At 33.9% G+C, this 11,916-nt stretch carries 15 protein-coding genes; 9 read left to right on the forward strand and 6 right to left on the reverse strand.

All coding sequences use genetic code 11. From position 1 onward, the window contains the following. Positions 1–300: 300 nt before the first annotated feature. Complete coding sequence (locus CLLU_RS16315) at positions 301–774, forward strand: spore coat protein (RefSeq protein WP_106010831.1); 474 nt, start codon at positions 301–303, stop codon at positions 772–774. Positions 775–985: 211 nt separating this feature from the next. Further along, positions 986–1,954, forward strand: a complete 969-nt coding sequence (moaA, locus tag CLLU_RS16320) for a GTP 3',8-cyclase MoaA (protein WP_106010832.1) — start codon at positions 986–988, stop codon at positions 1,952–1,954. A gap of 10 nt (positions 1,955–1,964) precedes the next feature. Here moaA and CLLU_RS16325 read toward each other — a convergent pair whose 3' ends face one another. Together CLLU_RS16325 and CLLU_RS16330 are read right to left on the reverse strand one after the other, a co-directional pair. Further along, entirely contained in the window at positions 1,965–2,777 is an 813-nt protein-coding gene (locus tag CLLU_RS16325) for a lecithin retinol acyltransferase family protein (protein ID WP_106010833.1), read from the reverse strand. Positions 2,778–2,804: 27 nt separating this feature from the next. Further along, complete coding sequence (locus CLLU_RS16330; RefSeq protein ID WP_106010834.1) at positions 2,805–3,083, reverse strand: DUF4491 family protein; 279 nt, start codon at positions 3,081–3,083, stop codon at positions 2,805–2,807. A gap of 188 nt (positions 3,084–3,271) precedes the next feature. On the opposite strand from CLLU_RS16330, the gene CLLU_RS16335 reads away from it, so the two are divergent. Together CLLU_RS16335 and CLLU_RS16340 are read left to right on the forward strand one after the other, a co-directional pair. Beyond that, on the forward strand, positions 3,272–3,925 hold the full coding sequence (locus CLLU_RS16335; protein WP_106010835.1) for a DUF2953 domain-containing protein: 654 nt from the start codon (positions 3,272–3,274) through the stop codon (positions 3,923–3,925). A 26-nt stretch (positions 3,926–3,951) separates the two neighbouring features. Then, positions 3,952–4,320, forward strand: a complete 369-nt coding sequence (locus CLLU_RS16340; protein ID WP_106010836.1) for a GerW family sporulation protein — start codon at positions 3,952–3,954, stop codon at positions 4,318–4,320. A 30-nt stretch (positions 4,321–4,350) separates the two neighbouring features. Here the strand turns inward: CLLU_RS16340 and CLLU_RS16345 are convergent, their stop codons facing one another. Next, positions 4,351–5,244, reverse strand: coding sequence for a DMT family transporter (locus CLLU_RS16345; RefSeq protein WP_106010837.1), 894 nt, complete (start codon positions 5,242–5,244; stop codon positions 4,351–4,353). A gap of 143 nt (positions 5,245–5,387) precedes the next feature. On the opposite strand from CLLU_RS16345, the gene CLLU_RS16350 reads away from it, so the two are divergent. Then, a complete protein-coding gene (locus CLLU_RS16350; protein WP_158255939.1) occupies positions 5,388–6,179 on the forward strand; it encodes a Cof-type HAD-IIB family hydrolase in 792 nt (263 codons plus the stop codon). A 76-nt stretch (positions 6,180–6,255) separates the two neighbouring features. On the opposite strand, the gene CLLU_RS16355 is transcribed toward CLLU_RS16350, so the two are convergent. Both CLLU_RS16355 and CLLU_RS16360 read right to left on the reverse strand, forming a co-directional pair. Continuing rightward, positions 6,256–6,627, reverse strand: coding sequence for a DUF1634 domain-containing protein (locus CLLU_RS16355; RefSeq protein WP_106010839.1), 372 nt, complete (start codon positions 6,625–6,627; stop codon positions 6,256–6,258). Beyond that, the gene (locus CLLU_RS16360; protein WP_106010840.1) at positions 6,628–7,464 is read right to left on the reverse strand and encodes a sulfite exporter TauE/SafE family protein; all 837 of its coding nucleotides are present in this window, start codon (positions 7,462–7,464) and stop codon (positions 6,628–6,630) included. It lies immediately after the preceding gene. 115 nt (positions 7,465–7,579) lie between these two features. Between CLLU_RS16360 and CLLU_RS16365 the strand changes: the two genes are divergently transcribed. Then, the gene (locus CLLU_RS16365; protein WP_106010841.1) at positions 7,580–8,008 is read left to right on the forward strand and encodes a hypothetical protein; all 429 of its coding nucleotides are present in this window, start codon (positions 7,580–7,582) and stop codon (positions 8,006–8,008) included. 110 nt (positions 8,009–8,118) lie between these two features. On the opposite strand, the gene CLLU_RS16370 is transcribed toward CLLU_RS16365, so the two are convergent. Then, positions 8,119–9,426 (reverse strand): aminotransferase class V-fold PLP-dependent enzyme, encoded by a 1,308-nt coding sequence (locus tag CLLU_RS16370; RefSeq protein WP_106010842.1) that lies wholly within the window; start codon positions 9,424–9,426, stop codon positions 8,119–8,121. Between the two features lie 240 nt (positions 9,427–9,666). On the opposite strand from CLLU_RS16370, the gene dhaK reads away from it, so the two are divergent. From dhaK to dhaM, 3 genes are read left to right on the forward strand one after another with little or no spacing between them, the layout of a single operon-like run. Next, a complete protein-coding gene (gene dhaK / locus CLLU_RS16375; protein ID WP_106010843.1) occupies positions 9,667–10,665 on the forward strand; it encodes a dihydroxyacetone kinase subunit DhaK in 999 nt (332 codons plus the stop codon). Between the two features lie 21 nt (positions 10,666–10,686). Beyond that, complete coding sequence (gene dhaL, locus CLLU_RS16380; RefSeq protein ID WP_106010844.1) at positions 10,687–11,331, forward strand: dihydroxyacetone kinase subunit DhaL; 645 nt, start codon at positions 10,687–10,689, stop codon at positions 11,329–11,331. A 15-nt stretch (positions 11,332–11,346) separates the two neighbouring features. Beyond that, positions 11,347–11,742: a dihydroxyacetone kinase phosphoryl donor subunit DhaM gene (gene dhaM, locus CLLU_RS16385; protein ID WP_106010845.1), complete on the forward strand. Its 396-nt coding sequence runs from the start codon at positions 11,347–11,349 to the stop codon at positions 11,740–11,742. Positions 11,743–11,916 lie beyond the last annotated feature (174 nt).

Below are 11,916 nucleotides of genomic sequence, written 5' to 3' on the forward strand. Positions count from 1 at the left end.
ATATTGTTGTTTAATGATATAATCATATTGAGTAATGTTATTGAAATATATAAGATCAAGTATAATGTTGGCTGTATGTAAATTAGATTATGTAAACTCCTGTACAGTTTTTTGCTATACAATGTATGTACCCTCCAATATATATTTTACATTTATTAGGAGTTTACATAAATCTTTCTACTATATCATACAATTGAAAAAACTTTTGTTGCTTCAAATAAGTTATATTTTATTTGAAGTATTTTTTTATCAGGTATAAAATAGCCTCTTACTATACAAAATAGAGATGGAGGTGTTTTTATGTCAATAAATTTAACAAATAAGGAAAGATTATTGCTGGAAGATCAAAAAAACCATGAAACCACGTGTATAAACAAATACACCAATTATGCCAATCAGGCCCAGGATTCTCAGCTAAAACAGTTGTTTCTGAACAATGCTTCCATTGAGCAGGAACATTTAAACAGTGTGAATTCACTTTTAAGTGGAACGGTACCAGATTTAAATAACAAGCAGCAGTCTAAATCCAGTTTTAATGCAAATGCAGCTAGTTCTTCATCCAAGGCAGGTATGTCTCAGGTGAGTGATGAAGATATGTGCAAGGATATGCTTATGACAGAAAAGTATATATCCGGTACATATGATACTTCTATATTTGAGTTCAGAGATACAAATGCACGGGATGTATTGAACCATATACAAAAAGAGGAGCAGAAACATGGTGAATCCATCTACAAGTATATGGAGAGCAAGGGAATGTATAAAGCTCAGTAACACTTCAAACTGTGACAGGTTACTGATCCTTAAAATATGTTACAAATTAAAAATCGTCTTGAAAGTATCAGTTATACTTTCAAGGCGATTCTTAAAATTGTATTTGAACAGTATGATTTTATAGTATATTATAGAACTATAGTGTTATAAGTTATTGATGTAATCAAAATTATATCAATGCGGTTGTATTGATTAAATTGGGGGAACAGTTATGAAGGATAAATATGGAAGAAGGATAAATTATCTCAGAGTATCACTTGTGGATAGGTGCAATTTAAGGTGTATGTACTGTATGCCCGAAGATGGAATAATAAAAAAGCCTCATAGCGAATTACTGAGATTTGAAGACATATTGAAAATTATCAGAGCAGCGGCCCGGCTTGGAGTAAATAAAATCAGATATACCGGGGGAGAGCCACTCATAGTGAGAAATATAGATTATTTGATAAAAAAAACTGCTGAAATACAGGGCATTTCTGATTTGGCGATTACTACCAATGGTACATTATTATATAATTTGGCGGATAAATTAAAATCATCTGGTCTGAAGCGAGTAAATATAAGTTTGGATACTTTAAAAGAGGACAAGTTTAATCAGATTACAAGAGGAGGTAATATAAATGGGGTGTTGAGATCCATTGAAAAGTGCCTGAGTATTGGACTTACACCTGTGAAGATAAATGTGGTGCTCATGAAAGGATTCAATGAAGATGAGATTGTGGATTTTGTAAATATTACAAGAAATTTACCTTTGGAAATTAGATTTATTGAATTGATGCCAATTGGACAAGCTGAGGAGCTTTATAAAGCATATTTTCTATCTTCAGAAAACGTTTTAAAAAATATAAAAAGTATTTTTCAATTAAGTCCTAAACCAACTTTTTCAGACAGTACGGTTTCCCTGTACAAGGTTAAAAATTACCGGGGTACTATAGGATTTATAAGCCCAATCAGCTGTAAATTTTGTAAAAGCTGCAATAGAATAAGACTGACTTCAATGGGAAATCTAAAGCCCTGTCTGCATTCAGACAAGGTGATTAATTTAAAATCCTGCTTAGGGGATGATAAGCTTCTTATAGAAAATTTAAAACTGGGAATATATAGTAAGCCCCTTCAGCATAATATGGATCTGGAAAATAAAAGTGCAAGCAAGAGAATGATGTATCAAATAGGAGGTTAAAATCAAGTGTTTACTGCAGGTTTACACCCATTGCCGTAAATATTTTTATCTTAGTTAATTCTTCCTGTGACAGATTACTCAGCTGGTATGATTTTGAACTGCCGGTTTTAGCCCAGATTACAAAATGCTCACAATTATTTTGCAGAAGATTATAATTTTTTTCACCCAGCCTTGTTTCCGCTCTCCTGACAGTTTCCTTAGGGGTGAATTTCATACTGCCATTTACATTTAAAATAAAGTAATTCCCTGGCTTAAAATAGGTATTCATATCAGTTTCCTTTATCTGGGCATCTGCTGCTGCACCTGTACTGCTGCAATAATGAATTACTCTGCCGCTGCCTATGTATATTCCATAATGATTGTATTTATATCCCATGAAATTATCTGTAGTTCCAACTATGTCACCGTATCTGGGATTCTTTACGGCTTTTGACAGTGAAGATGGAATCTCCGGTTTTACATTGAAGGACAATTTTTTGTCATCTTGCATTTTATAATTTTTAAAGTGCAATTTTGAAGATAGGGTTACATAAATTTTATCATTTTCGTGGAATCCGTCTACAGGAGGATTTATAATTATATATTTCCCGTCCACACTGGGAAATATATAGACTTCGGCGCTGGTATTGCCCTTATATTTTACAGATATATTTTTTAAAGTGGAATTATCCCATATAATTTTACCTTCCAGTGGTATTTTAATCTGACTGTATTTATAAATATCTGTAAATTTATTTTGAAATATGTAAATGCAACATATCAAAAATACCACTGCTGCTATTGAAAATATTGATAATAATTTTATAAAATGATGCTTTTTCATCAGAACACCCTGCTTTATATTTTTTAATCATCTTTTTTTAGGAAACCAGCCTTTGGAGACCCTGTCTTTCTGCTTGAATAACTCTAGTATTCCCCACAGAGACGTGAAACCAAGAATGCCTAAAAATGCAGAGAGTATGTTGTTCTTAACTGATAGTGAAAATGCTATGCAGAATACACCAAGCAATAGAAATAATGGCCATATTTTTGTTCCAAAGTGGTACTCTCCCTTTATAACAGCTATATGGCCAATACCTGTCAGAATCAATACAAAAATTCCAGTTATAAGTCCATAGTAATTAAGCATATGCTCACTCCCTGCAAAAATTCAAAATTTTATTGCCTGTATTAAATATAATATCATTATGCAGCTTTTATGTACATTTATTTTCTGCAATTTCAATTTGACAAAGTTTTTGTTTATTGTAAATTTATAATATATAGTGAAATATATTCACAGATTTAAATTTCACAGGAGGAGGTATTTAATTTGAAATGTTGAAGGCAGTGGGAATTGTAATTTTGATAGTTTTAGTATTCTTGATTTTAGTGATAGTGTGTAATACAAAATACAAGATTGGAGCTATTCTGAGAAAAAATATATTCAAATATAATTTTAAAGTCAAATTGTTTTTAGGCATTATTTCTATTATAGGAGTGGGAGATAAGAAAAAAATAGAGCTGTTTATAAAAATATTCTTTGTAAAAAAAAGAATTCATATGAATTCCAAGCAAAATAAGAATCTGGAGTCCAATAATACTAGATCTAAAGGCAATATTTTAAAGCAAATTGAAAAAATTTACGGATATAAAAAATTTATAAAGAAAATCATACTCATAATTAGGCCCGAGTATGTTAAAATAGAAGGAAGGTATGGTTTAAAGGATCCCTATACTACTGGAATGTTGGGAGGGCTCTTTACTATAATTAAAGCTATAGTTCCAAAAAAATCCATAAATATGAAACCGGACTTTTTCAATGAAGTTTTCAATATGAGTGTGGCAGTTAAGGGGAGATTCAAAATTGTATCCTTGATTTTTATAGCTTTTAAGTTTTTTATGGCTGATCACGTAAAAATAAAGTTTCATAAAATATACAGGAGAAAAAGTTGGAAATATGAAAAAAGCAGCCGGGTTAAGGCCGGTTGATATTTAATATACAGGGAGGTATTAACATGGATATTAGGGAAAATGCAGAAATGCTGTTTTCAAAATTGGAAAATTTTCTAAAGACAGAAACCGTGGTGGGAAAGCCTATAAATATAGGCGATATAACTTTAGTACCATTTATAACTGTGAATTTTGGGTGTGCAGCTGGCGGTGGACAGGATGCTTCTTCGGATAAAGATAAAAATGAAGGTTCTGGTGCAGGTATGGGGGCAGGAGCTAAAATAACCGCAGATGCCGTGCTTGTAATAAGAGGTGATACAGTCAAGATAATTTCAATTAAAAATAAAGATGGTTTGGATAAAATCATAGAGCTGGTTCCCGACATAATTAAAAAAATGGGCATAAAGAAGAACAAAAATAAGGAGGAAAAGTAGATCCTGGAAATTATTTTCTGAAAATATATTTTAAATATTCTTCCTAAATGTAAATTTTAAGTTCGTTTCTGAAATAAGTACAGACAAAAATATTATACCGCAGCCTATTATCATGTTTGTGGTCAGCAGTTCATTTAGAAATATTATGGATATAATTGTACCGAATACTGATTCCAGAGAAAGCAGTATTCCAACATGATCAGGACTGGTGTATTTTTGAGCCGTATTTTGAATTAAAAATCCCAGCATAGTGCTGAAAACTATCAGATAAAAAATTGGAAATAGTGCATTCCTGGGTATTCCAGAAAAACTGGGTTCAAAAATAATTGCAGCTAGAAGGGAAAATATACCGGCAGATATTATCTGTACTACAGATAATATTATAGGATTGGATTTCCTTGCAAAGCAGGCTATGGAGATTATATGTGCTGCAAATAGTACAGCAGCTAAAAGTGTCAGTAAGTCTCCAATATTTATATTTAGCTGCATATTGGATCTAAAACTCAGTATTCCTATACCGATGAGAGAAACTACAGCTGAAATTACAGCTTTACGGGTTGGCTTGGTTTTAAATACAGCCCAGCATAAAAAGGGAAGTACAATTACATAGACTGAAGTTAAAAAGGATTGTTTGCTGGCAGTTGTATAATTAAGACCTATAGTTTGGGCTGCAAAGGCCAGAAATAAGAATATACCAACTATGAATCCGCGGGTTATATCTTCCAGATTTATCTTTAGTATTGTCTTGAAAAATATAATTGAAATTAAAATTCCAGCGCACAGAAATCTTATGGCCATTATATATAAAGGGGTTATATTATTTAGAGCACCTTTTGTAGCTGCATAACCTCCGCCCCATAACATAGCAGCCAGCAATAATAACAGATCTGCTGTAAATTTTTTCCCGTTTTCATGAATTTTCATAACCAATACCTCTAAATTTTAGTATAATATAGTTAATTCTGTCGTTATCACAAATACATTGTAGTGATATTTGTATTTGTTGTCAAATAATTTGATATAACCTGTTAATAATTATATACTGGTTAATGCTTAGGAGGACATTTATGTATAAATTGATATCTGCGGATATGGATGGAACTTTATTAAATCAAAATCATGTTTTAAGTGACAAAACCGTAACCACATTGAAAAAAGTAAGAGAATTGGGAATAAAGGTGGTTTTGGTATCAGGAAGGGAATATAACAGTTTAAGGTTTTTCATGAAGCAATTGGGACTTGAGAATTTTACAATATGTTTAAATGGAGCAAATTTATATAGAAGAGAAAAGCTGGTTTCAGGGGAACCTATTGAAAGAGAGATATGCAGTGAAATTATACATCTATCCGAGAAAAATGGTGTATATGTCATATTATTTGATGATAAAAAAGTTTATGTAGAGAAATCCACCAATTATATGAATCTGGGTGATTATATAGAGGATTGGAGTGCAGTTGGAAAGTTATCCTCATTTTATGATAATCAAACCATGTACAAGATAGTACTTATAGAAGAACGAAAAAAGCTTTTGAAATTGAAAGATATACTTTTAGACAAGTTTTCTCATAAGATAAATGCTAATTTTTCCCTTCCAAATTACCTGGAGATATTCAGCAAAAAAGTGGATAAAGGCAGTATGCTGAAAAAGGTGGCGGATCACTATGGAATAAAGAGGGAAGATATATTGGCCATAGGGGATTGGGATAATGATATACCTATGATAAAATATGCAGGTTTGGGAATAGCAATGGAAAATGGATCCCGGGGATTGAAATCAGTTGCGGATTATATAACCAAAAGCAATAGGGAAGATGGAGCAGCTTATGCCATGGAAAAATTTATTTTGAGCAGAGTGTGATTTTTTTATTCAAATGCTATCATTGAACACTCCTAACTTCTTAAAGTGGAAAGGCAGATCGTACCTGTCTTCCCACTTATGCTTTACCTATAAAGAAACTCAATATAAGTATTATAAGTACCAGCGTAGTAATTTTTACATAAAGATAATCTTTCTCCTTAAGAAATACGAATATGGAGATTGCTACCCGAAGAATGGGTACTGACATTAAAAACAGCAATCCCAATAATATAATTGCATAGGACTTGAATTGAATACTTCCCGTTAATATCTCTACAAGAGTTGTTGGAAAATAATCTCCAGTATAACCGCTTTTTCCGGACAACAGAAACAAAAAAATTCCTGCAGCTATTACAATTGAACTTACTGCTATTCCTATTCTCAGAAATGAGCCTATTATCATCTCCATTTCTTTGGTATTTTCATCATCTGATTTTTTCTGGTGCATTTATTTTCCCCCCATACCTTTTAATATCATTTCTATGGAAATATAAACTAAGAAAGGTATAAAAATTTTTCTTATGGTTTTACTTTTCATATTTTGCATGATTCTAGTTCCAATGGTAGCACCTGCTAAGACTCCCAGAGCCACTGGCGCAGAGATCTTGGGATCAATATCCCCTCTTAACAGGTATACTTCTGCACTGGCAGCTGCAGTGACACCCATCATGAAATTGCTTGTAGCACTGGACACCTTCAAAGGAAGTTTCATAAATAAATCCATGGCCATAACTTTAAAACTTCCGCTTCCAATTCCAAGAAGTCCTGAAATGATTCCTGCACCGTACATCACTCCAAATCCGCTGGGGACACCGGATACTCTATAGTATACATTTTTACCCAGAGCCTTGTCATAATATTCTCCATTTAATTTGAGCTTTTCTGCCAGAGGATGAGTTTCTACATTCCTGGGCAGCTCAGTCTTCCCTTTTTTAAACATGGCAAAAGCGGAGTACAGCATCAATATTCCGAAAAGAAAATAAAGATAGTTGGGATTTATGATACCTCCTAGAAAAGCCCCTGTTATTGCACCTATAGTGGTAGCTATTTCAAGAAACATTCCAACTCTTAAATTTGTCATTCTATCTTTTATGTAAGCTGCAGCAGCACCACTTGATGTGGCGATTACCGATATTAGGCTGGCTCCAACTGCATATTTTATATCTATTCCAAATAAAAGGGTAAGGGCAGGAGTAATTATAGTTCCACCACCTAGGCCCAGGATGGAACCTATTGTTCCTGCAATTACAGATATACCCAGGAGTTCTAATAAAAATAATGACAAAATACCATCTCCCTACGTTGAATAAGTTTTATTTTTCAAGTATCATTATAACAAGAAAGATAACGTATTAGAAATAAATTTAAAAATTTTATATTGAATGTGAGGAGGTATATAGATGAATGGAAAGAGTTTAAATTTTAATATTAAGATATTGGTATTTATAGCAGTTTTAATTACAGCATATTTTTTTATAGATAGGCTGGAAATACTTGCATTGATACCCTGTATGCTGTGCATATATGATGGAATTTACATATTTCTCAAGGTAAAAAATAGAGAGGGACTCAAAGTGGTATTTTTTTTAGGTACTGCTCTAGCATTGATTTTTACTGCCCATATCATAGTGGTATATGGCATATCTAATCCAGTGCCTATAATTCTTATATTTATTATGACAAATTTATTTTTTCTGTATAATTTAATTCTGTATTTTTTCAACAAGCACGGCAAGTTAAGTGCTGTACTTATATTTCTGGGATGGGTTGTATGTGACAGCATTCCGATATTTATGGTATTAATTTTATCTGCAGGGCTTTCAAGTTGATAATATGGAACGTAATTTAAAAATCCTGGAAGGTTTATAGGTTATAAAAAGACCAATAGTAAATGAAGATTTTCGGTTATTGCCGAAAATCCACCAAATACTATTGATTTTTAATTGCAGTTGTTTTTGATTATTTTTTTTAGGGTGTCTATCAGAATATCAATCTCGTTATAGGTGTTGTACAGGCCAAAGCTCAATCTTACAATACCGGGACGAAAACTATTGAAGTGGGTTTTGAAATAGTTTATTTCTTCAGGAGAAAGCTTCAATAACCTTTGAACATAGGGATGGGCACAGAAACAGCCGCTTCTTACTGAAATACCAGATAGATCAGACAGAAGTCTGGCGGTGGTTTCATGGTGCACCCCTTTTATGTTGAAAGGAATGATGGCAACCTTGTCGCAGTTAGGGTCCGTATCACAATATAGGGTAATATCCGGGAGCTGAAGTATTTTATTTAAAGCGTAATTGTATATGTCCTTTTCTCTCTTGTCTATAGAATTTAAAGAGAGTTTATTTAACATTTTAATTGAGGAGACAAGAGCTGTAACTCCAAGTACATTGGGTGTTCCAGGTTCATTTTTACCCGGAGGATCATCCCAGATCACATCATCATCTGTCACCATCTGTATTGTCCCTCCTCCACTGTACTCCGGATCTGCACTTTTGAATATATTTTTGGGGCCTATAAGTACTCCTATTCCAAAGGGAGCATACATTTTATGGCCTGAAAAAGCCAGGTAGTCAATGGATTCTTCTTCTGATTTCTGTTTCATATATACAGGATAATGGGGCACAAGCTGCGCACCGTCTACTAAAATTTCAGCTCCATAACTGTGTGCAATTCTGGCTATTTTGTATATAGGATTTTTATATCCGGTTACATTGGATGCTCCTGTCACACATATAAGTTTTACCCTGCCGTGATGATTTTTTAGTTTGTATTTTAAGTCTGACAGATTTAATCTGCCTAGCTCGTCCACTTCCACATAATCCACTTTGAATTTACTCCTCCAGGGTAGATCGTTAGAATGATGTTCCATTCTAGTGGACAATATAATTGAATCCTTGTATAAATTTTTGAAAATGTAGGATAATTTATTAATGGCTTCTGTAGTGTTGTTTACATAAATTACTGTGTTTTTTTTCGGATCACAGTGTACAAAATTACATATGATATCCCGGGACATTTCATAAGCATCTGAAGACAATTTGGATTTAAAGCCGGTTCCCCTATGAATGGATGAGTAATAGGGTAAAAAGCTATTTAATCTTTCCACAACATAGCTGAAAGGGGGAGTAGTTGCGGCATTGTCAAAGTTTATAGCAGGTACAAGTTTTCCATTTTTCAGCGGTACCTTTGCATCTACACCAGTTATAAATTCTCTATAATTATAAAATGTTTCTGAATGAGACATGTTAAAATCACTTCCTGTTGTTCTTATTTATTTTAAAAGAAATTGCATAGGTAAAAATATGTCCTTGTATCTTTCATAATATGTAATTGTGATTGCAAATGTACCAAAATATTTTGACTCCTGTAATGAAATATTCACAATTATATTATATTTTGATAAAATATAGGTAATATATTATTATAGAGAGGATCAAAATATAAGCTTAAGGGGGATTGTCACTGAAAGTGACTGTATTATATTATGAAAAAGTTAATAAATAATCCTAATTTTGTAGTGGAAGATATGATACAGGGAATTGCGGCTGCACATCCGGAATATTTGAGAAAGAGTACAAAGGGAAATATACTGATGAGAAGTGATGCACCTGTAAAGGGAAAGGTTGCACTGGTAAGTGGTGGAGGAAGTGGACATGAACCAGCCCATGCGGGATATATTGGAAGGGGAATGTTAAGTGCGGCAGTGCTGGGTTCTGTATTTACTTCTCCTACTCCGGATCAGATATATGAGGCCATCAAGGAAGTAGATGGAGGCAAAGGAGTATTGCTTATAATAAAAAATTATACCGGTGATGTGATGAATTTCGATATGGCAAAGGATATGGCGGATATGGACGGCATAAAAGTAGACAGCGTGGTTGTAAATGATGATGTGGCAGTTGAAGACAGCACTTTCACTGCAGGAAGACGTGGAATTGCTGGCACTGTATTTGTGCATAAGATATCCGGCGCAAAAGCAGAACAAGGGGCAAGCTTGGAGGAAGTAAAGAGAGTTGCAGAAAAAACTGTGGCAAATGTACGGAGCATGGGAATGGCACTGACACCCTGTATAGTTCCAGCAGCGGGGAATCCTAATTTTACTCTTAAGGATGATGAAATGGAGATAGGAATTGGTATCCACGGAGAGCCGGGAATCCATAGGGAGAAAATAAAGAGGGCGGATGATATAGCAGAAGAACTGCTGGATAAAATTTTGAAGGACATGACCTTTAGAAATGGAGAAGAAGCCGCTGTTATGGTAAACGGCATGTCTGGTACACCTCTTATGGAGCTTTATATAATAAATAAAAGGGTAAATGAAATTTTAACACAAAAGGGAATAAATATTCATAGAACTTTTGTGGGGGAGTATATGACATCTCTTGAGATGGCAGGCTGTTCCATAACTCTCTTGAAATTGGACAGGGAATTAAAAGAATTATTGGATGAAAAATCAAATACACTGGGATTTAAAGTGGTATAGTATAAGGAGATATTGAATTATATGGGCGTAGACGGAAAACAGGTGAAGAAAATGATAACTTCCATAGCTGCAGTTATAGGAGAAAATAAAGATTATCTGACTAAATTGGATGCTGCCATAGGAGATGGAGATCATGGCTTGAATTTAGACAGAGGATTTTCAGCTGTAAGAGAAAAATTGAAGTATGAAGATGAAGGCAATATAGGAAGTATGCTGAAAGATGTAGGTATGACATTGATTTCCAAAGTTGGAGGAGCTTCGGGCCCTCTCTATGGTACGGCTTTTATGAAGGCATCGGTATCGGTAAAGGATAAAAGCACTGTGGATATAAACGATTTTTTTATGATGCTGAAGGAAGCATTGGCTGGAATCAAGATGAGGGGAAAAGCTCAGCGGGGAGATAAGACCATGGTGGATTCCATAGAGCCAGCGGTGGATTCATTAAAAAATTCACTGGATAAGAAATTAAGCAGTGTGGAAGCTCTTAAAAGAGCAAGAGATGAAGCCTTTAGAGGAATGAATGATACTAAGAACATAAGTGCCAGAAAGGGAAGGGCCAGCTATTTGGGTAAAAGAAGTATAGGACATCAGGATCCTGGAGCTACTTCAAGTTATATTATACTTAATACTATCTATGAAGAGGTAAAGAGGTTGACAAGCAATTGATATGAGGTGTTTTTTATGGTAGGTATTGTAATTGTATCTCACAGCAGCGAAATTGCCCATGGGGTTAAATGTTTAGTTGAGCAGATGTCACCGGGAGGCAATATTGCATCTGCAGGAGGAACATCAGACGGGAAGCTGGGAACTGACGTAGATAAAATAAAAAATGCTGTAATGGAAGTTTACAGCGAAGATGGCGTACTTATATTATTTGATTTGGGCAGTGCATATATGAATGCTCAAATAGCTGTTGAATTTCTAGATGAAGATATTCAATCTAAAGTGGAAATAATAAATGCAGCACTGGTAGAGGGAGCATTGACAGCTTCAGTGGATTCAAGTATAGGAAAGACACGGGATGAAATAAAGAAAAATTTGAAATCTCTCAGTATCAACAAGATGCCTTCACAGTAGTCATAAAATAACTTAGAACACACTGTGTGTTCTAAGTTATTTTATGACTAATTTTAATTAACAGTCAATTGAAAAAAATTAGTCACATAATGATATAAAAACATTAATTTCGTCAGAATTTTATTGTACATATTATACTAATATGATATTATGAAATAAAGACAATATACTAAA

Origin of the sequence: Clostridium luticellarii, from assembly GCF_002995845.1 — a bacterium.
GTDB classification, from domain to species: domain Bacteria; phylum Bacillota; class Clostridia; order Clostridiales; family Clostridiaceae; genus Clostridium_B; species Clostridium_B luticellarii.